General features: G+C 72.3%; 21 protein-coding genes and 3 pseudogenes. 14 read left to right on the forward strand and 10 right to left on the reverse strand.

The genetic code is table 11. The annotated features are described in order from the left end of the window. Nucleotides 1-132: 132 nt before the first annotated feature. Both ABD213_RS15065 and ABD213_RS04020 read right to left on the reverse strand, forming a co-directional pair. Nucleotides 133-638, reverse strand: a pseudogene (locus ABD213_RS15065) (DDE-type integrase/transposase/recombinase); the annotation flags it as partial. A gap of 203 nt (nucleotides 639-841) precedes the next feature. Next, nucleotides 842-1,171, reverse strand: coding sequence for a transposase (locus tag ABD213_RS04020; protein WP_344324736.1), 330 nt, complete (start codon nucleotides 1,169-1,171; stop codon nucleotides 842-844). A gap of 173 nt (nucleotides 1,172-1,344) precedes the next feature. On the opposite strand from ABD213_RS04020, the gene ABD213_RS04025 reads away from it, so the two are divergent. The 4 genes and pseudogenes from ABD213_RS04025 to ABD213_RS04040 all read left to right on the forward strand — a co-directional run. Continuing rightward, a complete protein-coding gene (locus tag ABD213_RS04025) occupies nucleotides 1,345-1,776 on the forward strand; it encodes an AAA family ATPase (protein WP_344324739.1) in 432 nt (143 codons plus the stop codon). A gap of 254 nt (nucleotides 1,777-2,030) precedes the next feature. Then, nucleotides 2,031-2,768 (forward strand): methyltransferase domain-containing protein, encoded by a 738-nt coding sequence (locus ABD213_RS04030; protein WP_344324742.1) that lies wholly within the window; start codon nucleotides 2,031-2,033, stop codon nucleotides 2,766-2,768. After that, entirely contained in the window at nucleotides 2,768-4,327 is a 1,560-nt protein-coding gene (locus tag ABD213_RS04035; RefSeq protein WP_344324745.1) for an FAD-dependent oxidoreductase, read from the forward strand. The genes ABD213_RS04030 and ABD213_RS04035 overlap by 1 nt, the downstream gene beginning before the upstream one ends. A gap of 749 nt (nucleotides 4,328-5,076) precedes the next feature. Then, nucleotides 5,077-5,451, forward strand: a pseudogene (locus ABD213_RS04040) (cytochrome P450); the annotation flags it as partial. A gap of 71 nt (nucleotides 5,452-5,522) precedes the next feature. On the opposite strand, the gene ABD213_RS04045 reads toward ABD213_RS04040, so the two are convergent. Then, a complete protein-coding gene (locus tag ABD213_RS04045) occupies nucleotides 5,523-6,467 on the reverse strand; it encodes a phytoene/squalene synthase family protein (RefSeq protein WP_344324748.1) in 945 nt (314 codons plus the stop codon). A gap of 37 nt (nucleotides 6,468-6,504) precedes the next feature. Between ABD213_RS04045 and ABD213_RS04050 the strand changes: the two genes are divergently transcribed. Then, nucleotides 6,505-7,632: a lycopene cyclase family protein gene (locus tag ABD213_RS04050; protein WP_344324750.1), complete on the forward strand. Its 1,128-nt coding sequence runs from the start codon at nucleotides 6,505-6,507 to the stop codon at nucleotides 7,630-7,632. Between the two features lie 8 nt (nucleotides 7,633-7,640). Here ABD213_RS04050 and crtI read toward each other — a convergent pair whose 3' ends face one another. From crtI to ABD213_RS04080, 6 genes and pseudogenes are all read right to left on the reverse strand, one after another. Further along, nucleotides 7,641-9,131, reverse strand: a complete 1,491-nt coding sequence (crtI, locus tag ABD213_RS04055; RefSeq protein WP_344324752.1) for a phytoene desaturase family protein — start codon at nucleotides 9,129-9,131, stop codon at nucleotides 7,641-7,643. Then, nucleotides 9,128-10,285 (reverse strand): polyprenyl synthetase family protein, encoded by a 1,158-nt coding sequence (locus tag ABD213_RS04060; RefSeq protein WP_344325566.1) that lies wholly within the window; start codon nucleotides 10,283-10,285, stop codon nucleotides 9,128-9,130. Before ABD213_RS04060 ends, crtI begins: the two co-directional genes overlap by 4 nt. Continuing rightward, nucleotides 10,262-10,795 (reverse strand): annotated as a pseudogene (gene idi, locus ABD213_RS04065) (isopentenyl-diphosphate Delta-isomerase); the annotation flags it as partial. The pseudogene idi and the gene ABD213_RS04060, both read right to left, overlap by 24 nt. A gap of 173 nt (nucleotides 10,796-10,968) precedes the next feature. Continuing rightward, on the reverse strand, nucleotides 10,969-11,406 hold the full coding sequence (locus ABD213_RS04070; protein WP_344324754.1) for an HNH endonuclease: 438 nt from the start codon (nucleotides 11,404-11,406) through the stop codon (nucleotides 10,969-10,971). Between the two features lie 53 nt (nucleotides 11,407-11,459). Then, nucleotides 11,460-11,768, reverse strand: coding sequence for a hypothetical protein (locus ABD213_RS04075; protein ID WP_344324757.1), 309 nt, complete (start codon nucleotides 11,766-11,768; stop codon nucleotides 11,460-11,462). Continuing rightward, entirely contained in the window at nucleotides 11,765-12,559 is a 795-nt protein-coding gene (locus ABD213_RS04080; RefSeq protein ID WP_344324760.1) for a hypothetical protein, read from the reverse strand. Before ABD213_RS04080 ends, ABD213_RS04075 begins: the two co-directional genes overlap by 4 nt. Nucleotides 12,560-12,675: 116 nt before the next feature. Between ABD213_RS04080 and ABD213_RS04085 the strand changes: the two genes are divergently transcribed. From ABD213_RS04085 to ABD213_RS04095, 3 genes are read left to right on the forward strand one after another with little or no spacing between them, the layout of a single operon-like run. Beyond that, the gene (locus ABD213_RS04085) at nucleotides 12,676-14,199 is read left to right on the forward strand and encodes a circularly permuted type 2 ATP-grasp protein (protein WP_344324762.1); all 1,524 of its coding nucleotides are present in this window, start codon (nucleotides 12,676-12,678) and stop codon (nucleotides 14,197-14,199) included. Beyond that, nucleotides 14,199-15,125, forward strand: coding sequence for an alpha-E domain-containing protein (locus ABD213_RS04090; protein ID WP_344324764.1), 927 nt, complete (start codon nucleotides 14,199-14,201; stop codon nucleotides 15,123-15,125). The genes ABD213_RS04085 and ABD213_RS04090 overlap by 1 nt, the downstream gene beginning before the upstream one ends. Then, nucleotides 15,122-15,973, forward strand: coding sequence for a transglutaminase family protein (locus ABD213_RS04095; RefSeq protein ID WP_344324766.1), 852 nt, complete (start codon nucleotides 15,122-15,124; stop codon nucleotides 15,971-15,973). Before ABD213_RS04090 ends, ABD213_RS04095 begins: the two co-directional genes overlap by 4 nt. 4 nt (nucleotides 15,974-15,977) lie before the next feature. Here the strand turns inward: ABD213_RS04095 and ABD213_RS04100 are convergent, their stop codons facing one another. Then, nucleotides 15,978-16,538: a molybdenum cofactor biosysynthesis protein gene (locus ABD213_RS04100; protein WP_344324768.1), complete on the reverse strand. Its 561-nt coding sequence runs from the start codon at nucleotides 16,536-16,538 to the stop codon at nucleotides 15,978-15,980. Between the two features lie 66 nt (nucleotides 16,539-16,604). Here ABD213_RS04100 and ABD213_RS04105 point away from each other — a divergent pair, with 66 nt between their 5' ends. From ABD213_RS04105 to rplI, 6 genes are all read left to right on the forward strand, one after another. Beyond that, nucleotides 16,605-17,351, forward strand: a complete 747-nt coding sequence (locus ABD213_RS04105) for an ABC transporter ATP-binding protein (RefSeq protein ID WP_344324770.1) — start codon at nucleotides 16,605-16,607, stop codon at nucleotides 17,349-17,351. Next, nucleotides 17,351-19,909: an ABC transporter permease gene (locus ABD213_RS04110; protein WP_344324773.1), complete on the forward strand. Its 2,559-nt coding sequence runs from the start codon at nucleotides 17,351-17,353 to the stop codon at nucleotides 19,907-19,909. The genes ABD213_RS04105 and ABD213_RS04110 overlap by 1 nt, the downstream gene beginning before the upstream one ends. 146 nt (nucleotides 19,910-20,055) lie before the next feature. Further along, a complete protein-coding gene (gene rpsF / locus ABD213_RS04115) occupies nucleotides 20,056-20,346 on the forward strand; it encodes a 30S ribosomal protein S6 (RefSeq protein WP_344325569.1) in 291 nt (96 codons plus the stop codon). Between the two features lie 104 nt (nucleotides 20,347-20,450). Then, complete coding sequence (locus ABD213_RS04120; RefSeq protein WP_344324776.1) at nucleotides 20,451-20,969, forward strand: single-stranded DNA-binding protein; 519 nt, start codon at nucleotides 20,451-20,453, stop codon at nucleotides 20,967-20,969. A 39-nt stretch (nucleotides 20,970-21,008) separates the two neighbouring features. Beyond that, a complete protein-coding gene (gene rpsR / locus ABD213_RS04125) occupies nucleotides 21,009-21,239 on the forward strand; it encodes a 30S ribosomal protein S18 (protein WP_344324779.1) in 231 nt (76 codons plus the stop codon). A 14-nt stretch (nucleotides 21,240-21,253) separates the two neighbouring features. Further along, nucleotides 21,254-21,700, forward strand: a complete 447-nt coding sequence (rplI, locus tag ABD213_RS04130) for a 50S ribosomal protein L9 (protein ID WP_344324782.1) — start codon at nucleotides 21,254-21,256, stop codon at nucleotides 21,698-21,700. Nucleotides 21,701-21,716: the final 16 nt, after the last annotated feature.

Consider the following 21,716-nt stretch of genomic DNA (forward strand, 5'->3'; position numbering starts at 1 on the left):
CCCGGCCAGCACCAAGGTGGTGTTGCGCCTCCTGGCGGACGACAGATCAACAGCAAGGACACCCAACTTCGAGGTCAGTCGTCAGCAAGAGTCAGGCCGCCAGGAGACGATCGACAGTCTCACAGTCTCACAGTCTCCGGCCGCGCCGACCCGTCCCATCGAGCCGACCATGCCGTGTCGGTTCAACGCGTGGCCCATCTTGCGGGAGCGGAACTGGCTGCCCCGATCGGCGTGCAGGATGCAGCCGGCGACGTCGTGGCCCTCGGCCTTGCGACGAGCGACGGCGTTGTTGAGTGCATCGACGGCCAGCGAAGCGGGCATCCGGTCGCTGATCGAGTAGCCCACGACGCGGTGGCCGCAGGCGTCCTTGATCGCGCAGCAGTAGAGCTTGCCCTCGGCGGTCCAGTGCTCGGTGGGGGCACCTCCCTGCACGCAGTGCTTGGGGGAATGTCGGTGAACCAGAGGTGGTTCGGGGCGTCGGCGGTGAACATCCGCTGCACGTGATCGTCGAAGACCGGCGGCCCGGCCTTGACGCCCTTGCCGCGGCGGCGACGCTGCGCAGCCGACAAGATCCCGGCCTGTGAACACAACGCCCAGGCAGTGCGGCGGCTCATTGACCAGCCCGCCTTCTTCGCCTCGTGACCGAGGAACCGGTATCCGAAGGTCGGGTCCTCGGCGTGGGCATCGTGCAGGGCATTGATTCGGTGCGCCTGGACCCACTCAGCGGTCGTGACGGGTTCCTCGAGCCAGCGGTAGTACGGCTGACGCGCAAGCTTCAGAACCCCGCACGCAACCGTGACGGGAATCCCGCCTGCGGCCAGCTCGCTCACGAGCGGGTAGATCATTTTGACAAGCCACCCAGTTTCAAGTTCGCCTGAGACAGGTAGGCCGCCGCGCGGCGCAGGACCTCGTTCGCCCCCGCAAGCGGGAGGTGCCCCCACTGCTCCAGCAACCGGTTGCGACGCTTCAGCTCGCGCAGTTCGGCAGCCTGATCCGAGGTCACACCCGGGCGCTTGCCGCCCTCGACGTCGGCAGCCTTCAGCCAGTTCGTGAGCGTGGCCTCAGCGATCCCGAAGTCCTCGGCGATCTGCTTCAACGTCGTCTTGGAGTCTCGTCCACGGGCGACCGCGACCACGTCATCGCGGAACTCTTGCGGATACGGAGCAGGCATAGCGACATCCTCTCTCCTGGTGCCGCGCACCAGAAGTCAGTTGTCACCTACGGCTGCATCACGCCCAGCTGACCCAAGCCATCACCCGCACCAACATGTGCATTGAGCAGCACCTCGTACCTCCCGGCACGGCCACTCCCGAGGCCTGGGGATGGCGACACGGCAGGAACTACGTGGAGCTGATCATCGTCGACGAGGCCGAACGACTGCGTCCCGCCGCGCTGGAACTGCTGCGCGATCGCTACGACCGCGACGACATCGCCCTGATCCTGATCGGCATGCCCGGCCTGGAGAAGCAGTTCAGCCACTACCCCCAGTTCTACAGCCGAGTCGGCTTCGCCCACCAGTACCGGCCCCTGGGACAAGACGAACTGCTGTTCGTCCTCGAGCGACACTGGCGATCCCTCGGCAAGACCCTCGACCCCGACGACTTCACCGACGCCCAAGCCATCGCAGCCATCGCACGGATCACCCGCGGCAACTTCCGGCTCCTCGAACGCCTCTTCCCCCAGATCCAGCGGGTCCTGAAGATCAACGAACTCGACACCATCACCAACGACGTCATCGAAGCCGCACAGAGCACCCTGGTCATCGGTGTCACCTGACCCCGCCACGAAGCGACCGAAGAACCCCGCCATTCAGCAGACGAAGTCACACTCAGTCATTCCTGATTCTCTGAAACCCGTCTCACTTCGTGTGTCTCATCCGGGGTTCTGTCGTCGAGTTCTGAGACAGCTGGTCGACCCGTGGCGAGGGCCGTCGCCGACCACTGCCTCGCGCCGCGCCCCCGGGGCACCGGGCCCGGCCGCACGCCACCCATGTCCGGTGGCGCGCCGGTCACGCACCTACAGTGTTTCCCGTGGAACCGACCCATGGCGCACGTCTGGCCGACGAGTTCGACCGGGCCTCCGGCCGGTACGACCTCCTGACGAGCCTGAATCCTGGCTATCACGACGCCCTGCGCGACGCGGCCAAGGCACTCGTCCTGCGCCTGCCGCGCATCGACGGACCCCTCACGCTGTGGGACCTCGGCTGCGGGTCCGGACTCTCCACGCGCGCCCTCGTCGACGCTGCCGGTGTCGACGCGCGGATCGTCGGTGTCGACGCCTCCGACGGGATGCTCGAGCAGGCGCGTGCCAAGGACTGGCCGGCCGGCGTCGACTTCGTGCACGCGTTCGCCCAGGAGCTGCCCGACGTCGCCGCGCGCACGCTCGACGGCCCCGCCGACGGAGCGTTCGCCGCCTACCTCATGCGCAACGTCCCGGAGGAGCAGCGCGACGAGGTCGTCGCGTCCATCGCCGCGCAGGTCCGACCCGGCGGCTGGATCGCGCTGCAGGACTACCACGTCAAGGGTTCGAAGCGGGCCGAGGCGACGTGGAGCGCCGTGTGCTGGGGCGTCGTCACCCCGCTCGCGCTCGCCGTGCGCGGCAACCCCTCCATCTACCGCTACCTGTGGCGCAGCGTGCTGGAGAACGACTCTCGCGACGAGCTGCACGCCCGCCTCGAGCGCGCCGGCCTCACCGACATCTCCTGGACGACGGCGGGCGGGTGGCAGCGCGGCATCCTGCACACCGTCCACGCCCGCCGCCCCGCCTGATGCGGCCGCTTCCTCCGGGACGCGACCCGCGCGCCGTCCTGCACCCGGCCGCCCCCGGCGCGGCCCGTCTGGACGACGCGAAGCACGTCGTGGTCGTCGGCGGCGGCATCGCCGGGCTCGGTGCCGCCGTCGTCCTCGCCGAGCGCGGCGTCGACGTCACGCTCCTCGAGGCCTGCGACGAGCTCGGCGGCCGCGTCCGCTCCTGGAAGACCGACGACGGCTCCGGGCGCACGATGAGCCGAGGCTTCCACGCCTTCTTCCGCCAGTACTACACGCTGCGCGCCCTGCTGCGTCGCGTCGACCCGACGCTGTCGCACCTCGTGCCGGTGCCGGACTACCCGCTGCAGCGCGCCGACGGCCTTACCGACTCCTTCGCCGCCCTGCCCGTCACGCCCCCGCTGAATCTGTTGGCCTTCGTCCTGCGCAGCCCCACGTTCCCGGTCTCGGCGCTGACGCAGGTCGACGTCGCGAGCGCGATGGAGCTCGTGGACTGCTCCTACCCGGCCAGCCACGAGCGCTACGACGGCGAGTCCGCGCAGGCCTTCCTCGACCGACTGCGCTTCCCCGAGGGTGCCCGTCACCTGGCGCTGGAGGTCTTCGCGCGGTCCTTCTTCGCCCACCCCGACGACTTCGGCGCCGGCGAGCTCGTGGGCATGTTCCACACCTACTTCACCGGCTCGCGCGAGGGACTCATGTTCGACGTCCCCGACGACGACTACGACACCGTCCTCTGGGCGCCGCTCGGCCGCTACCTGGAGGAGCGGGGGGCGAGGGTGCGCACCGCAGCGCGAGCAGAGTCCGTCACCCCCGACGGCGACGGTTGGCTGGTGCGCGTCGGCGCGGAGGACCTGCGGGCCGATGCCGTCGTCGTCGCCACCGACCCGCGCGTCACCCGCGAACTGGTGGCGCCGCTGCCTGCCGACGACGACGCCCGTCGCGACTGGCAGCGTCGCGCCCAGTCCGCACGCAACGCCCCACCGTTCGGCGTGCTGCGGGTCTGGCTCGACGGCACCGTCGCGCCGGAGCGGGAGGCGTTCCTCGGCACGAGCGGCTACGACCTGCTCGACAACGTCACCGTCCTCGAGCGGTTCGAGGCAGGCGCCGCGCGGTGGACCGCCGAGCACGGCGGGTCCGTCGTCGAGCTGCACGCCTACGCCGCCGACCCCACCCGCGACGCCGACCTCGCCGGCGACGGCCCGCTCGGCCTCGACACCGAACGCCTGCGCGCACGCCTCATGGACGCGCTGCACGCGGTCTACCCCGAGACCCGCGGGCTCGGCGTCGTGCACGAGGAGCTGCTCGTCGAGGACGACTGCGGCCTCGTGGGCACGGCGCCGTGGCGCGAGCGGCTCACCGTCGACACCCCCTACCCGGGCCTCGCGCTCGCCGGCGACGGCCTGCGGGTCGACTGGCCCATCGCCCTGATGGAGCGCGCGGCCACGACGGGCGTGCTCGCCGCGAACCACCTGCTCGCCGGATGGGGGGTGCGCGGCGAGGACGTCTGGACCGTCCCGCTGGAGGGCATCGCCCGCCGGATCCCCGGCCGCCGCGTCCGATGAGCGCCGACGCCCGTTCGCGTCGACGAGCGGTGCTGCCCGGCGAGCCGGACCACGACTCGGGCGCGCCACGCGTCGAGCGGGTCGACGCCGCCGGACGGCCAGGGGTCAGCACCGTGTGGCGGATCCGCTCGCTCGAGGCGGCCCGGCAGGTGCTGCGCGCACGCCACGCCACCACGCAGGCGGGCTTCACCGCCGAGGCCATCCCGCAGGGCTACCTCGAGCATCACCCCATCCTCGTCTCCGACGGCCCGCAGCACGACGAGCAGCGACGCAAGGTCGCCCGCTTCTGGGCGCCGAAGGTCGTCGCCGACCGGTACACCGGCCTCATGCACGACGTCGCGGACCGACTCCTCGCCGACGCCGTCGCCGACGGCGGGTGCACCCTCGACGAGCTCGCCCTGCTGTACACCGTCGAGGTGACCGCCGAGCTCGTCGGACTGACGGAGTCGTCCGTGCCGCAGATGGCGCGCCGACTCGAGTCGATGTTCAGCCAGCCACCCTTCGACATCACCCGCGACGACCTCGGCCGCACCCGGCGGCAGTGGATGCAGGCCGCCCGCAACGGTCTGCTGCCCGTCGCGCGGCTGTACCTCGCCGACGTCCGCCCCGCCGTCCGCGCTCGGCGTCGCGAGCCCCGCGAGGACATCATCAGCCACCTGCTCGCGGAGGGGTACTCCACGGCGAGCATCCTCGTCGAGTGCGTCACCTACGGCACGGCCGGCATGGTGACGACGCGCGAGTTCATCGTCATGGCCGCCCTGCACCTGCTCGACGACGACGCCCTGCGGGCCCGCTACCTCGCCGCCGGCGAGACCGAGCGGCTCGCGATCCTCGGCGAGATCATCCGGCTCGAGCCGGTCGTCGGGCACCTGTACCGGCGGGCCCAGCGACCGATCGACGTGAGCGACGGCGGCGAGACGTGGACCATCGAGCCGGGTGACCTCGTCGACGTGTGCGTCCGGCAGGGCAACGCCGACCCCCGCGCCGTGGGGGAGTCTCCGCTCGACCTGTGCCCCGGCCGGCCCCTGCCGACCGGCGTCGGGGAGCCGGTGCTCGCGTTCGGCGACGGGGAGCACAAGTGCCCCGGCCAGCCCCTCGCACTGCAGGAGTCCGACGCGCTCCTCGTCCGGCTCCTGGCCCTCGAGCCCCGGCTGGAGGCCGAGCCCGAGCTCGGCTGGGACCACCTGATCGCCGGCTACTGGCTGCGCGGCGCCAGGCTCGGCCTGGGCGAGGCCGGCAGGCCACGTCGCGGACCGCGCACGAGGACGTCGGCGAGGATCCCGACCTTCCTGCGCGGGCTCACCCGCAGGCGGCCCGAGAAGACGTCGTAGTCGTTCTCCTCGATCAGGTCGAGGATGCGGGCGTACATGCGCAGCGCCGTGGCGACGCACCTGGCTCCCGGACCCGGCAGCATCGCCACCCCGGGCGCCGCCGCGCGGTAGAGGGCCCGGTTGCGCTCGACCTGCTCGGCCATCATCGACCGCCACGCCGGCGTGACGCGACGCTCCCACGGGTCGGCCCCGTGCCGCTGCAGGTCCTCCTGCGGGAGGTAGACGCGGCCGCGCTCGAGGTCCTCGCCCACGTCACGAAGGAAGTTCGTCAGCTGGAAGGCGTGGCCGAGCGCCCGAGCCGGTTCCTTGGCCTCGGGGGTGAGGGGCTCGAGGACCGGCAGCATCATCTCGCCGATGACGGCGGCCGAGCCCTCCATGTATCCGTCGCGCAGGTCCTCCCACGTCTGCCACGTCGTGCGGGTGAGGTCGAGCTCCATGGCGCGGAAGAACCGGTCGAAGCACTCGGGGTCGGTGCCGCGACGCTGCAGGCTGTCGACGACGGCGGCCATCACGGGATCGGCGGCGTGCCCGGCGTCGACGCTGTCCCAGAAGTGCCGCTCGAACAGACGCAGCCGCTCGCCGGGATCGGAGACGTCGGCGCCCGGGACCGCGGGATCGACCCGCTCCGGCTCGTCGACGATGTCGTCGGCCAGGCGGCACAGGGCGTAGACGGTGTAGACGTCGATGCGCTGCTGCCTCGGCAGCAGCCGCGCCCCCCAGTAGTACGTCGTGCCGTGCCGCTCGGTCAGCTCCGCGCACCGCGCGTAGCCCGCTGCGAGCCGGGGATCGGGGTGCAGGGATCGTGCCATGGTGCGGCTCAGCCTACGCGTAGGCGACGATGGGGACATGCGTGGACGAGTGGACGTGGCGGTCGTCGGACTCGGTCCGGCGGGGCGGACGTTCGCCTCGCGTTGCGCCGCGCTCGGTCTGAGCGTGCTCGCCGTGGATCCTCGACCCGATGCCGTCTGGATCCCGACGTACGGGGTGTGGGAGGACGAGCTCGGCGGTCTCCGCGCAGACGTCGCGAGGGCTCGGTGGACGGCCCCGGAGGTGCGCGCGGGGTCCGACCACCGGCTGGAGCGGACCTACGTCGTGCTCGACAACGCCCGCGTGCAGGCGGCACTGCCGCTCACCGGGGTGGAGGTGCGGCGGGACCGGCTGGACGACGCCGGTGTCACGGCCCTGCGGTCGTCGGCGCGGGTCGTCGTCGACGCACGTGGTGCCCGGCCCGACGGGCGGGTCCCCGACGACCCGGAGCCCGCTCAGACGGCGTTCGGCATCGTGGTCCCTGCGGCGGCCGCGGTGCCGGCGCTGCAGGGTGCCGAGGCACTGCTGATGGACTGGCGCACCGACTGGGCACCCGGCGGGGTCGCGCCACCCGGTGCGACGCCCACGTTCCTCTACGCTATCGGCCTGGGTGACGGCACCGTCCTGCTGGAGGAGACGTGCCTGGCCGCCGCCCCCGGCATGCCGATCGAGGAGCTGCGGCGTCGCCTGCGTCGACGGCTACGGTCCCGCGGCGTCGACGCGGCCGTCGTGGAGTCGCCGCTGCACCGCGAGATCGTGAGGATCCCCATGCGCGGGCGGGGCCGCCCACCGGTGCCCGGCACGCTGGCGCTCGGCGTCGCAGGCCGAGGCGGACACCTCGTCACCGGCTACTCCGTCGCGCACGCGATGCGTCGCGGCCGCTCGCTCGCGGAGGAGATCGTGCGGGGGAGCGTGCCCGAGGAGGTCGACCCGGTGCGCCCGGTCGACGCCCTGCGGGAGGCCGGGCTGCGCGCGCTGCTGCGCCTCGACGTCGACGGCACCCTGGCGCTGTTCGACGGGTTCGGCCGGCTGCCCGCCCACCGGCAGCGCGCCTTCATGTCCCGCGACGCCGGCTCGTCGGCGGTCGCGGGGGCGATGTGGTCGATGTTCTCCGACATGCCCTGGTCGGGCCGACGCGAGCTGGCCCGCGCCACCCTCGGGCGCTGAGCGGCCGCTCAGCGAGTGCCGAGCAGCTGGTTGACGCGCTCGGCGGCCAACCGGCCCGACGGGAGCACCATCGGGACGCCGACGCCCGGCACGGTGCCGGACCCGGCGAAGACCAACCCCGGGACGCGCTTGTCCACGTTCGCCGGACGGAAGGGACCGGTCTGGGCGAACGTGTGCGCGAGAGCGAAGGGCGTGCCCGCGGCCATGCCCTGGTCCTTCCAGTCAAGGGGCGTCACCAGCTCCTCGACCACGACGTCCGTCGGGTAGCCGGCACCCTGGAGGAACTCCATGAGGCGCTCCTTCATCGGCTCGCGCTCGGCCGTCCAGTCGATCCGGCCGACGTCGAGGTTGGGCGTCGGCTCCAGGACGTAGAGCGTGCTGTCGCCGTCGGGCGCGGCCTCGTCGTCGTCGAGGGAGTGGATGGTGACCAGTCGCGACGGGTCGCGCATGAGCGTGCCGCCGCGCAGCAGGTCGTCGAAGGCGCCGTTCCAGTCCTGGCCGAAGTGGATGTTGTGGTGCGCCTTGCCCTGCGGCAGGCCCTTGACGCCGACGTGCCACACGACGCACGACGGCGAGTAGTCGCCGCCGACCCTGCCGCCGATGCCGCGCACGGCGCGGGGGACCTTCAGCTCCGGCAGCAGCCACTCGTAGGCGACCGGCAGGTCGATCGTGCACACCACGGCGTCGGCCTGCACCACACCCTCGCCCGTGGCGACACCCCGCACCCGACCGCCGGAGTCGCGCACGAGCGCGGTGACGGTGGTGTCGTAGCGGATCTCCGCCCCGGCGTCGGTGGCCGCGTCGGCGAGCGCCGTGGGGATCGCGCGCATGCCGCCCTGGGGGAAGTACACGCCCTCGATGGAGTCCATGTAGGTGATGACGGCGTAGAGCGCGAGCGCCGACTCCGGGTCGAGACCGGCGTACAGGGCCTGGAAGGAGAACAGGCGGTGCAGGCGCTCGTCGGCGAAGCGTCGACGGATCATCGGTCCCAGGCGGCCGAAGCCGCCCATCGCGAGCAGCTTCGCCGCCGCGCGGGGTCGCGAGACGAGGTCGACGGGGGAGTCGAAGTTCCGGTCGATGAAGTGCGGCATCTCCGTCAGGTAGAGCTTGCGCAGCCACACGACGAACTCGTCGAACGCCGCGGCGTCGACGCTGCCGCACTCGCGGTGGATCTCCGCGCGCATCGCCTCGTGGCCGTGGCGGACCTCCAACGTCGAGCCGTCGGCGTAGAAGGCGCGGTAGGCGGGGTCGAGCAGGGTCAGCTCGAGCCGCTCCGCCAGGCTCGAGCCCGCCGCCCGCAGTGGACGGTCGATGAGGTCCGGCATCGTCAGCACCGTCGGGCCCGTGTCGAACGTGAAGCCCTCCCGGGTGAGTCGCCCGGCGCGTCCACCGGGGACGTCCTCGCGCTCGAGGACGGTGACGCGGTGACCGTCGCCGACCAGGTGGCAGGCGGCCGCCAGCCCGGCGAGACCGGCTCCGACGACGACGACGTGGCTCATGCGGTCCTCCAGGACACGGTGTGGGCGATGGCCTGCAGCCCGGCCAGGCCCTCGGGGGTGAACTCGGCAGCATCGGTCTCCAGCGCGGCGAGGGCACGGTCGGCCTCGACGACGATGCGGTCCTCGACGTCCTTGCGGACGCCGGCGTCCTCGAGCGCCTGCTGCAGGAGCGGGACGTCGTCGGGACGGGCCCCGGCGGTGCCGACCCGTGCCATCGCCCGTGCGGCCGCACCGTCGAGGCGCTCCGCGCCGAGGGTCCAGATGATCGTCGTCTTGCCCTCGCGGAGATCGTCCCCGGCGGGCTTGCCGGTGGCCACGGGGTCGCCCCACGCACCGAGGACGTCGTCGCGCCAGGCGAAGGCGCGTCCCAGGTGGTGGCCGTAGCCGGCGAGGGCGTCGCGCTGGTGCACGGAGGCGCCGGCGGCGAGCGCGCCGAGCTGCAGCGGCCGGGCGATCGTGTAGGCGCCGGACTTCAGCGCGGCGACGGCCTCGGCGTGCGCGGCGTCGTCGCGTCGGGACGCGGCCCCGGTCAGGTCGGCGCGCTGGCCGATGATGAGCTCGAGGTTCAGCTCGTACCAGGACGCCCGCAGCTCGAGGGGGAGCGTGTGCGCCAGGCGGTCGGCCTCGCAGTGGGCGAGGTCGCCGAGCAGGATGGCCATGTTCTCGCCGAACCGGTCGGAGTCGCCGTGACCGTCCGCGAGACGGTGACGCTCGGCGGCCACGACGTGGGCGGCGGGCCGTCCGCGACGCTCGTCGGACTGGTCCATGACGTCGTCGTGCACGAGGGCGAACAGGTGCAGCGTCTCGAGCGCGGCGGCCACCCGGACGAGGTCGGTGTGCGCGGCGGTGCCAGTGCGACCGCCCGTGGCGACGAAGCCCCAGTGGCACATCCGGGGACGCAGCCGCTTGCCGCCGCCGAGGACCAGCGAGCGGAGCCATGCGGGCAGGTCGCCGGGCTCGTCGGTGAGCGGGCCGGGACCGCCGGCGGGGGCGAGCTGGTCCCAGACCGTGCCGACCCAGGTGAGCTCGGTGGCGAGGAGGTCGGTGACCGCGTCGACGGTTGCGTCCTCCGCAGCCGTCGGGGCCGGCAGGACGTCGCGGTCCAGCGGCGGGTCGAGGGGCAGTCGGCAGCGCTCCGCGTCGAGCTGCGGCACCTGCAGACCGGCCCACGGGGAGTAGACGCTCGGAGTGGCGCGGATGGCGGTCGCGAGGTCGGACCAGGCGATCCAGGCGTGCTCGCTGACCTCCGAGGGATCGGGCCTCAGCGTGCCCTTGACGCGACCGGCGAAGACGGGACAGATCTCGTTCTCGACGACCCCGCTGGCGTCCACGGCCCGGTAGCGGAAGTCGGGCAGCACCACGCGGAGGTCCTCGACCTCGACGCCGAGCTCCTCGCGCAGTCGTCGGCGGACGGCGTCCGCGAGGTCCTCCCCCGGCTGGGGGTGGCCGCAGCAGGAGTTGGTCCACACTCCCGGCCACGTCCGCTTGGACAGGGCGCGACGGGTGATGAGCACGCGACCCTCGTCGTCGAAGAGGTGCAGCGAGAAGGCCTGGTGCAGCGGCGTGTCGTCGGTGTGGACCGCGAGGCGGGGGGCCGTGCCGGTGGCGTTGCCGTCGTCGTCGAGCAGGACCACCAGGTCGTGCTCGGCCTCGATCGCCGTCATCGTCGCCAGCCACCTCTCCTCGCGGGCTCGCCGCCTGCTCGACGATCGCCCTCGGCCCGCCGCCCACCCGGCCGCCGGAGGCACCAGTCTGCCTGACGGATCCGGTTCGCACCGACCGTCGAGGGCGTCAGTGGCCGAGGGGTCCCTCACGCGACGGGCTCACGGTCGCGCCGTCAGAGGACGAAGCCGACGGGTGGCGCGGCGGGCGTGACCAGCAGCGTCATCCCCGCCTCGGCGGGCGTGCGGTTGGCCTTGCGGTGGTTGCAGCGCAGGCAGGCCGCCACGGCGTTCTCCCACGTGAGGGTGCCACCACGGCTGCGCGGCACGATGTGGTCGACCGTGTCGGGTGCGCCGCCGCAGTAGCCGCAGTGCTTGTCCCGCGCCTTGATGGCGGCCTTGGTGCACAGGTGGCCGCGCCGGTGCTTCCAGCGCATCACGACGTACCGGACAAGGCGGAGCACCTTCGGGCGGGGGAAGGGTCCGAACGTCCCCTCGGCCTCCTCCTCGATGACGGCGACCTCACGCACGAGCATCTTGATGGCGTGCCGCATGGAGACCCGTTGCAGGGGCTCGTAGCTCGCGTTGAGGACGAGGACGGGGGTCTGTGCCATCGGCGCACCTTTCCGCGCACAGGATAGCGGGGTCCCCGAGGGTCGTGCCGGTCTCAGAGGACCCAGAAGAACCCTGCCACGGCGGGCGACAGCGCCACGGCGATCCAGACCGGCGACCACAGGCGTGCGCCGAGCAGCACGCGGGTCCCGACGTACATGAGCGCGGCGGCGACGACGGACATGACGAGCAGGCCGATGGCGGCTCCGCGCCGCCCGGGCTCGTCGACGATGATCTCGGCGACCACCACGAGGGCGATGACCCCGTGGATCGCGACGCCGACGAAGGCCAGCGCGGCCGTCCGGCGCCGCACCCGGACGAGCGCGGCGGTCTCCTCGGCCGTCATCGTCCGGGGTGTGCTCATGGAGCCAGACTACGCTCCCGGCGCAGGGCGACGACGAGGGCGGCCAGCACGACCACCATGCCTGCGACGGCGGTCACGAGGACGGCGGCGGAGTCACCGCGGGCCTCTGCGAGGATGCCGGTCAGCGCCCACAGCAGGGCGAGGGGGTATCCCGGCAGGCGACCGCCGAGCAGCACGGTCACCGCGGCTCCCAGCACGACCGATCCGACGAGCAGCACCAGCTGCCACCGAACGTCGGTCGGGTCGAGCGTCGCCTCGGCGAGGTCGGAGGCCCAGTTCTGGAAGACCGCCGCCGTGGCCCAGGCGGCGTAGATGCCGACGGTGGTGCGTACCAGCAGCGTGAGCCACCGGGGCGACTCGTCGCCCTCGGTCGTCCCGGTCGGTCCGGCCGCGGTGCGGGCGGCGTCGAGCAGCGCCACGACCATGACGGTCAAGGTGACCGACGTGAACCACGACATCTGGTTCGCGGAGAAGACGATCCAGAGGGCCGCGCCGGCCTGGGCCACGGCCAGGGCCACGAGCAGGCGTCGGGGGTCGCGGCTGCCGGTGGACCGTCGCACCAGGACCGCCAGCGCGGTCACGATGGCGAGCAGGTAGATCAGACCCCAGATGGAGAAGGTCCAGCCGGCCGGCGTGATGAGCAGGTCGACGGTCGACTCGTCGGGCTGGGCGCCGCCGAGGACCGTGGAGAGAGCAGGGGTGGCGGCCTGGGCGACGGCGAGGACGAGGACGAGCGCGGCGAGCCCGACGGGGACGCGGTGGGTGGTGCTCGCGGCGGCGGAGGACGACATCTTTCCACGGTAGAACTATCCGTGCGGTTCGCAGCCCGAGGCGGTCCCAGCATGTGCGCTCGCCTCGCGGATTCGGTAGGAATGGAGGAACCGATCCCCGAACGCCGAGGTGACCTGTGGACGACGCCCACCTGTTCGACGGCTACGGCCCGCTGCGCGGGTTCGACGAGATGTTCGACGACCAGCACCTGCGCGAGGAGTACGCCCGGGTGCACGGGGCGTTCCGCGAGATGGGCAACGAGGAGATCCGCTCCCGCGCGGAGTCGCTTGCCTCGGCCTACCTCGACCAGGGCGTCACCTTCGGAGTCGGCGGCGAGGAGCGTCCCTTCCCGCTCGACATCGTCCCGCGCATCATCGAGGCCGTCGACTGGCAGCCCGTCGACGAGGGGGTGCGCCAGCGCGTCCGGGCGCTCGAGGCGTTCCTCGCCGACGTGTACGGCCCCGGCGAGGTCTTCGCGGACGGCGTCGTCCCGCGCGAGACGGTCCTGACCTCACCGCACTACCACCGCGTCGTGGCCGGTCTCGAGCCGTCCAACGGCGTGCGCGTCCACATCTCCGGCATCGACCTCATCCGTGACGCCGACGGCGCGTTCCGGGTGCTCGAGGACAACTGCCGGGTCCCGTCGGGCGTCTCCTACGTCATGACCAACCGCCCGGCGATGTCAGCGGCGCTCCCGGAGGTCTTTGCCGACCACCGCATCCGTCCGGTGCAGCAGTACTCCCGCAACCTGCTCACCGCCCTGCGGGCGGCGGCGCCCTCGGGCGTCAGCGACCCGAACGTCGTCGTGCTCACGCCCGGCGTCTACAACTCCGCGTACTTCGAGCACACGCTGCTGGCCCGCACCATGGGCGTCGAGCTCGTCGAGGCGCGTGACCTCGTGTGCCAGCAGGGCCGGGTCTCGATGCGCACCACGCGGGGCCTCGAGCCCGTCCACGTGATCTACCGGCGCATCGACGACGAGTTCCTCGACCCCATGCAGTTCCGGCCCGACTCGATGCTCGGCGTCCCCGGACTCATCAACGCGGCGCGCGCCGGCAACGTCACGATCGCCAACGCCGTGGGCAACGGCGTCGCCGACGACAAGCTCATCTACACCTACGTGCCCGACCTCATCCGCTACTACCTGTCGGAGGAGCCGATCCTGCGCAACGTCGACACGTGGCGCCTGGGGGAGGCCGAGCAGCGGGCCGAGGTGCTCGACCGGCTCGACGAGCTCGTGCTCAAGCCCGTCGACGGGTCCGGCGGCAAGGGCATCGTGATCGGCCCCGCGGCGAGCGCCGCCGAGCTGGACGAGCTGCGCGCCAAGATCGCCGCGGACCCGCGGGCGTGGATCGCCCAGCCGGTCATCTCCTTGTCGACCGTCCCCACCCTCGTCGAGAACGGCATCCGCCCTCGGCACGTCGACCTGCGCCCCTTCGCCGTCAACGACGGTGACGACGTCTACGTCCTGCCCGGCGGCCTGACGCGCGTCGCCCTCCCGGAGGGCGAGCTCATCGTCAACTCCTCGCGGGGCGGCGGGTCGAAGGACACCTGGGTGCTGGCCGACCCGTCCACCCCGGCCGACCCGAAGGACGCGGTCGAGGACGAGCAGACCCAGTCCCAGAGCCAGAGCCAGTCCTCCGACGGAGAGGTGCGCTGATGCTGAGCCGCATCGCAGAGCAGATCTTCTGGATCGGCCGCTACCTCGAGCGCGCCGACGACACCGCCCGCATCCTCGACGTGCAGATGCAGGTGCTGGTCGAGGACCCGTCGGTCGACGAGGCCGTCTCGTGCGAGCAGCTGCTCACCGTCATGGGCATCGAGGACGCACCGGACAACGTCAACCGGTGGACGATCCTCGACCTCCTCGCCCACAACGCCGACTCGCCCAACTCGATCGCCTCGGCCATCGACTCGGCGCGCGAGAGTGCCCGAGGAGCGCGGGAGATCCTCTCGACCGACATCTGGGCCGCCATCAACACGACGTGGCGCGGGGTGCCGTCGGCGCGCAGCAAACGTCCGGTCGACACCTTCGCCTGGGTGCGCAGCCGCATGGCGATGATCAACGGCATCGCCGGCTCGACCATGCCGCGCGACGAGGGGTGGCAGTTCTTCGTCCTCGGTCGCAGCATCGAGCGGGTCGACATGACCGCCCGCATGCTCTCGACCGCCGCGCTCGCCGAGGAGACCCAGGTGGCCTGGCCGACGACGTTGCGTGCCTGTGGCGCGTACGAGGCGTTCATCCGCGCCTACCGGGGCCTCGAGGGCGACCGGCAGGCGGCGGAGTTCCTGCTGCTCGACCGTTGGTTCCCGCGCTCGATCGTCTTCTCCCTGCAGGAGGCGGAGCGGGCGCTCAGCCTGCTGGAGGCGCGCGGCCAGCGCTCGGGCTTCGGCGACGAGGCCCAGCGGCTGCTCGGTCGGGCCCGCACGGAGCTGGAGTACCGCCCCCTGCCGGAGATCGTGGAGGAGCTGCCGACGGAGATGGAACGCCTGCAACGGCGTTGCGCCGACGCCAGCGAGGCGATCACGGCGCGGTACTTCTCCCACTCGGAGGCCCAGGAGTGGACGGGAGGAGCGGTCCTGTGAACGAGCGCATGCAGTGGAGGATCAAGCACACGTCGGGGTACGCCTACGACCAGAGCGCCCGCGCGTCCTACAACGAGGCGCGGATGACGCCGCTGACGACGCCGGAGCAGTACGTCCTGCGCTCGCGGGTCGACGTCACGCCCACGGCGTGGTCGCAGGAGTACCGCGACTACTGGGGCTCGGTGGTGACGGCCTTCGAGGTGCACGAGCCGCACGACGAGCTGGTCGTCGTCTCCACGTCGACCGTCGAGACCTCGCCGCACACCGACGAGGGGCCCGAGCCGGTCGGCTGGGACGCGCTGTCGGGGGTCACCGACGAGTTCTGTGAGTTCCTCGTCACCGATGCCGAGTGGACCCGTCCGCACCCCTCGCTCGTGGAGCTGCTGGAGCCGCTGCGCGCGGCGGCGGCCACGCCCAGCGAGTACGCCCGGGACGCCCTGGCACTCGTGCACGAGCGCATCGAGTACCTCCCCGGCGCCACCGAGGTCACGACGATCGCCGCCGACGCCTGGCAGGAGGGCCACGGCGTGTGCCAGGACATCGCGCACATCGCCGTCGGTGCGCTGCGGTGGGCCGGGATCCCCGCCCGGTACGTCTCCGGCTACCTGCACCCTCACCTCGAGCCCGCGGTGGGCGAGACGGTGACGGCCGAGTCCCACGCGTGGGTCGAGTGGTGGGACGACGACTGGACGGGCCGCGACCCCACCAACGACGTCGAGGTGTCCCAGCGGCACATCGTCGTCGGTCGCGGCCGCGACTACGCGGACGTCCCGCCCCTGCGCGGCCTCTACTCCGCCCAGGGGACGTCGCAGCTGTTCGTCGAGGTCGAGATCACCCGCCTGCGCTGACAGCTCAGGCCAGGGCGGAACGCCGTGCGGCGGTGAGCTCGTCGGGGCTCAGGCGGACGACGTCGAGCAGGCGGACCGGCCCGACGACGAGCTCGCCGTCGTCGAGCGGCTCGCAGCGGATCCCGGCGTGCCCGCGCATGGCGCCGTGGGCGCCGTCGGCGTAGGCCCCGTTCATCCACGCACACGGGTTCGCCCGGGTCAGGGACCGGAAGCGCAGCGGGCCGGCGCCGGCGTCGACCGTGAAGACCGTGTGGACGAGGTCCTCCACGTCGAGCCCCCGCGTGACGACGTTGCGACGCGCCAGCACGGGGTCGAAGGACCCGGTGCCCGGCAGCAGGCCGCCGAGCACCTGCTCGAGCCGTTCGACGGACTCCGCGGCCAGGAACGTCACCGACGCGAAGCGGTGCCGCGTGCCGAAGTACCGGTCCCCGACGATGCCCTTGTGCGCCCGCAGCGTCGCCCGCTCGACGGTCTCGGGCCCGGCCGCCGGCCGGGGTCCGTCGCCCGGACGGCCGTCGTAGCGGTGGCGCGGCGACACCAGCAGGGTCTCGATCCGCGCGTCCATGGGCAGGACGCTACCTGCACCGACGGACCGGCCCGATAGCGTTCTCCCCGAACCCCAGGAGCCGCGATGAGCCAGACCGCCGAGCCGACACCGGCAGCGAGCGTGCGCGACCTCGTGCGCACCTACGGCACCGCCGACGCCGAGGTGCGGGCGCTCGACGGCGTCGACCTCGACGTCCGCGCCGGCGAGTTCACGGCCGTCATGGGCCCGTCCGGGTCCGGCAAGTCCACGCTGATGCACTGCATGGCCGCGCTCGACGCCCCCACCTCCGGGACGGTCACCGTCGGGGGGCAGGAGCTCGGCCGGATGCGCGACAAGGAGCTGACCGTCCTGCGGCGCGACCGCATCGGGTTCGTGTTCCAGGCCTTCAACCTGGTCCCGACGCTGACCGCGAGGGAGAACATCCTCCTGCCGCTGTCGATCGCCGGTCGGCGACCCGACGACGCGTGGTTCGAGACCGTCATCGCGGCCGTGGGACTCGCCGACCGCCTCGGCCACCGCCCGAACGAGATGTCCGGCGGCCAGCAGCAGCGGGTGGCCTGCGCGCGCGCCCTCGTCTCGCGGCCCGACATCGTCTTCGCCGACGAACCCACCGGCAACCTCGACTCCGCCTCGGGCGCGGAGGTGCTGGGCTTCCTGCGGCGCAGCGTCGACGAGCTCGGGCAGACGATCGTCATGGTCACCCACGACCCCGTGGCCGCCGGGTACACCGACCGGGTCGTGTTCCTCGCCGACGGTCGTGTCGTCGACGAGCTGCGCTCGCCGACCGCGGCGAGCGTCGCGGACCGCATGACGGCCCTGCAGACCCGCTGATGCGCACCGTCACCTGGCGCACCCTCCTGGCCCGCAAGGTCCGGCTCCTCCTGAGCGGGCTCGCGATCGTCCTGGGCGTCGCGTTCGTGGCCGGCTCGTTCATCTTCACCGACACCATCCAGCGCAGCTTCGACGGCATCGTCGACGGCTCGGTGCCCGACGTGACGGTCCGCGCCGCCAGCGACCCGGTCGAGCGCCGTGGGGGTCCGGTGCCTCTGGCCGGCGTCCCCCAGACCCTCGACGCGCCCCTCGTCGAGCAGATCGCCGCGCTGCCGCAGGTGGAGCGGGCCGACGGCACGGTCGACGGCTTCGGGCTCTTCGTCGTCCGTGCCGACGGACGCCTCCTCGGTGGCGCCGGGGCGCCCACCCTGACCTTCAACTTCTCCGACGCCCCCAACGCCCTGGGAGAACCGTCGATCTCCGTCGCGGAGGGCCGCGAGCCACGGACCGGCGGCGAGGTGGCGCTCGACGTCCGGTCCGCGGAGCAGGCGGGATACGCCGTGGGTGACACCGTGACGCTGCTCAGCACCGGTCCCGTCCCGCAGATCGAGGCGACGCTCGTCGGCACCGTGCAGTTCGCCGGTGGTGGGCTGGCCGGGGTCACCCTGGTCGTGGTCGACACCGCCACCGCGCAGGACCTCTTCCTCGGAGGCGAGCCGGTCTTCACGTCGATCTCCGTGACCGGAGCCCCCGGGGTCGGCCAGGCCGAGCTGGCCCGCGCCGTCGGCACGCTCCTGCCGAGCGGCTTCGAGGCCGCCACGGGGGACGACGTCGCCGCCGAGATCCAGGGCGTCATCGGCACGGCGCTGGACTTCCTCACGACGTTCCTGCTCGTCTTCGGGGCCATCGCGCTGGTCGTCGGCACCTTCCTCATCGTCAACACCTTCTCGATCCTCGTGGCGCAGCGCAGCCGCGAGCTGGCGCTGCTGCGCGCCCTCGGCGCCTCCCGCGGGCAGGTGACCCGCTCGGTGCTCGCGGAGGCGTTCGTCGTCGGCCTGCTCGGGTCCACGGTCGGCCTGCTCCTCGGCTTCGCGCTGGCGGCCGGGCTGCGCCTGCTGTTCGCCTCCTTCGGCCTGGACCTCGACTCCACGCCGCTGGTCCTGCGCCCGCGCACCGCCGTCGTCGCCTACACCGTCGGGGTGCTCGTGACGATGGTCGCCGCGTACGCCCCGGCGCGTCGCGCCTCCCGCGTCCCGCCGGTGGCGGCCATGCGCGACGAGGTGGCGCTGCCCGAGACCTCGGTGCGCCGACGCACCGTCGTGGCGGTCGCTCTCGCGCTGCTGGGATCCGGTCTGCTGGCGTGGGGGCTGGGCGGGGCCGGCAACGCGGTGCTCACGGTAGGTCTCGGCGTCCTGGCCGTCCTGCTCGCGGTGGCGCTCGCCGCCCCGGTCCTGGCGCGGCCGGTCCTCGCGATCACCGGCCGGGTCTACGCGCGCGTCTTCGGCGCGGTCGGCGTGCTCGCCTGGCAGAACGCGCGTCGCCAGCCCCGGCGCACGGCCGCCACCGCGTCGGCGCTCATGATCGGCCTGTCGCTCGTGACCACCATGTCCATCATCGGCTCCTCGGTGAACGCCTCCATCGAGCGGACGGTCCGCGCGGACTTCCCCGGCGACCTCGTCATCAGCAACGCCGTGGGCATCCCCTTCTCGACCAGCGTCGCGGACGACGTCGCGCAGGTCCCGGGCGTCGAGCGGGTCGCGGCCCTGCAGGCGGTCTCCGGACGCGTCGGCGAGGACGGACTGCCGGCGCTGGCGGGCGACCTCGACGACATCGAGGCGGTCGTCGCCCCGGACTACGTCGAGGGACGCGCGCCCCGGACCGTGCGGGAGGTCGCCCTGGACACCGACGAGGCCGAGGAGCTCGGACTCGAGGTCGGCAGCACCGTGGACTTCGCCGCCGCCGAGGGACTCGAGAGCGTCGAGGTGGACGTCGTCGGTCTGTACGAGCCGTCGCAGGCGCTGCAGGGGGGCATCGTCTCGCGGGACCTGCTCGACGGGTCGGGCATCCCGGCCCAGGACTCCTTCGTCGCGGTGCGGGCAGGGGAGGGGGTGGACGTCCGTGCGCTCGACCGTGCCGTCGAGCGCGTCGTGGCCGACGTCCCGACCGTGACCGTGCAGGACCGCGAGGAGTTCACCGAGGGCCAGCGCGAGCGCATCGACCAGCTGCTGCTGCTCATCTACGCCCTGCTCGGCCTCGCCCTGGTGATCGCGATCCTCGGCATCGTGAACACGCTCGCCCTGAGCGTCGTCGAGCGGACGCGCGAGGTCGGGCTGCTGCGCGCCATCGGGCTCTCGCGGCGTCAGCTGCGGCAGATGGTGCGCCTGGAGTCGGTGGCCATCGCGCTCCTCGGTGCCGCCCTCGGCATCGGCACGGGCCTGGGGTTCGGGACGGTGCTGCAGCGCTCTGTGGCCGACCAGGGCGTGGAGGTCCTGTCGATCCCGTGGGCGCGGCTCGGCCTCTACGTCCTCGCCGCGGTCGTCGTCGGGGTGCTGGCGGCGGTGCTGCCCGCGCGGCGGGCCGCCCGGCTCGACGTGCTCCGGGCGATCGGCTCGGCGTGAGCGCGGTCCGGTCGAGGTGGGCGACTGATTTGGCCTGCGGTCCCGGGCCCGGCTAGACTGCCACGGTTGTCCGCCGTCCGATGGCGGACCTCCTCCTGCTGCGGACCGCCCGTAGCCGTTCAGACCGAAGGAGGGCGCACGTGTCGTTGCGTCAGTACGAAGTCATGGTCATCCTCGACCCCAGCCTCGATGAGCGCACGGTCGCTCCGAGCCTCGAGACCTACCTCAAGGTCGTCACCGGCGACGGTGGGTCCGTCGAGAACGTCGACGTGTGGGGCAAGCGTCGCTTCGCCTACGAGATCAACAAGCAGAACGAGGGCATCTACGCCGTCATCGATCTCACGTCCACGCCCGAGGCCGTCAAGGAGCTGGACCGCCAGCTCGGCCTCAACGAGTCCGTCGTCCGCACCAAGGTCACCCGGCCCGACGTCCGCTGAGACGCCTCCGGTGACCACCGGACTGTGGACACGCTCTAGGTGATGTCCCCGGTCTGCGGTTCCATGGAGTCCGACGACCCCACCCCATCGAAAGGCTGAGCCTCATGGCTGGCGAGACCACGATCACCGTCATCGGCAACCTCACCGACGACCCGGAGCTCAAGTTCACCCCGTCCGGCGCCGCGGTGGCCAACTTCACCGTCGCTCAGACCCCCCGCACGTTCGATCGTCAGACGAACGAGTGGAAGGACGGGGAGGCCAACTTCTTCCGGTGCGCCGTGTGGCGCGAGCAGGCCGAGAACGTCGCGGAGTCCCTGCAGAAGGGCCAGCGCGTGATCGTCACCGGCAACCTGCGCATCCGCAACTTCGAGCGCCAGGACGGCTCGCGGGGCACCAGCGTCGAGATCCAGGTCGACGAGGTCGGCCCCTCGCTGCGCTGGTCGACGGCCAAGACGTCGCGGGCCCAGCGCTCCGGCGGCGGCAACGCCGGCGGTGGCGGTCAGGGTGGCGGCGGCGGCCAGGGCGGTGCCCAGGCCAACCCGTGGTCCACGCAGCCTCAGCAGTCCGGTGGCCAGTCCGACGCCTGGGGTGGGTCCGCCGCCTCCGACGAGCCCCCCTTCTGATCCTCTTTCCCCCTTCGTTTCACAGGAGCACCACACATCATGGCCAAGCCCGTCGTCCGCAAGCCGAAGAAGAAGAGCAACCCGCTCTCGGCTGACACGAAGATCGACTACAAGGACACCGCGCTGCTGCGCAAGTTCATCTCCGACCGCGGCAAGATCCGCGCGCGTCGCGTCACCGGCGTCTCCGTGCAGGAGCAGCGCCAGATCGCCAAGGCGATCAAGAACGCGCGCGAGATGGCGCTGCTGCCCTACACGTCCACGACCCGCTGAGGGAGGAACCACTCATGAAGCTCATCCTCACCCACGAGGTCTCCAACCTTGGCGAGCCCGGCGACGTCGTCGACGTCAAGGACGGCTACGGTCGCAACTTCCTGCTGCCGCGCCACTACGCGATCCGCTGGACCAAGGGTGCTGCGCGTCAGGTCGAGTCCATCAAGGCCGCGCGCGACTCCCGCGCCGTCCACGACCTCGAGGAGGCCCAGCAGATCAAGGGCCGACTGGAGGCCGAGCCGGTCAACGTGAGCGTCCAGGCCGGTGAGTCCGGTCGTCTGTTCGGCGCCGTCACCGTCACCGACATCGCCGCCGCCCTCGAGGAGGCCGGTGCCGTGGTCGACAAGCGGCGCATCGAGGTCGGCAACCCGATCAAGGCGCTCGGCGCCCACGACATCACCGTGCGCGTCCACCCCGAGGTGGTCGCGAACGTCCGGCTGAACGTCGTTGCGTCCAAGTGAGACGCTGACTCCTTCG

It is taken from the genome of Aeromicrobium halocynthiae (genome assembly GCF_039531385.1).
In the GTDB taxonomy this organism is placed as follows: Bacteria; Actinomycetota; Actinomycetes; order Propionibacteriales; family Nocardioidaceae; genus Aeromicrobium; species Aeromicrobium halocynthiae.

Bases quoted from the DNA above. Each gene is read 5' to 3' on its own strand.
- ABD213_RS04020 (WP_344324736.1), bottom strand. From the start codon at position 1,171: ATGCCTGCTCCGTATCCGCAAGAGTTCCGCGATGACGTGGTCGCGGTC.
- ABD213_RS04035 (WP_344324745.1), top strand. From the start codon at position 2,768: ATGCGGCCGCTTCCTCCGGGACGCGACCCGCGCGCCGTCCTGCACCCG.
- ABD213_RS04045 (WP_344324748.1), bottom strand. From the start codon at position 6,467: ATGGCACGATCCCTGCACCCCGATCCCCGGCTCGCAGCGGGCTACGCG.
- ABD213_RS04050 (WP_344324750.1), top strand. From the start codon at position 6,505: ATGCGTGGACGAGTGGACGTGGCGGTCGTCGGACTCGGTCCGGCGGGG.
- crtI (WP_344324752.1), bottom strand. From the start codon at position 9,131: ATGAGCCACGTCGTCGTCGTCGGAGCCGGTCTCGCCGGGCTGGCGGCC.
- ABD213_RS04070 (WP_344324754.1), bottom strand. From the start codon at position 11,406: ATGGCACAGACCCCCGTCCTCGTCCTCAACGCGAGCTACGAGCCCCTG.
- ABD213_RS04075 (WP_344324757.1), bottom strand. From the start codon at position 11,768: ATGAGCACACCCCGGACGATGACGGCCGAGGAGACCGCCGCGCTCGTC.
- ABD213_RS04080 (WP_344324760.1), bottom strand. From the start codon at position 12,559: ATGTCGTCCTCCGCCGCCGCGAGCACCACCCACCGCGTCCCCGTCGGG.
- ABD213_RS04090 (WP_344324764.1), top strand. From the start codon at position 14,199: ATGCTGAGCCGCATCGCAGAGCAGATCTTCTGGATCGGCCGCTACCTC.
- ABD213_RS04100 (WP_344324768.1), bottom strand. From the start codon at position 16,538: ATGGACGCGCGGATCGAGACCCTGCTGGTGTCGCCGCGCCACCGCTAC.
- ABD213_RS04105 (WP_344324770.1), top strand. From the start codon at position 16,605: ATGAGCCAGACCGCCGAGCCGACACCGGCAGCGAGCGTGCGCGACCTC.
- ABD213_RS04110 (WP_344324773.1), top strand. From the start codon at position 17,351: ATGCGCACCGTCACCTGGCGCACCCTCCTGGCCCGCAAGGTCCGGCTC.
- ABD213_RS04120 (WP_344324776.1), top strand. From the start codon at position 20,451: ATGGCTGGCGAGACCACGATCACCGTCATCGGCAACCTCACCGACGAC.
- rpsR (WP_344324779.1), top strand. From the start codon at position 21,009: ATGGCCAAGCCCGTCGTCCGCAAGCCGAAGAAGAAGAGCAACCCGCTC.
- rplI (WP_344324782.1), top strand. From the start codon at position 21,254: ATGAAGCTCATCCTCACCCACGAGGTCTCCAACCTTGGCGAGCCCGGC.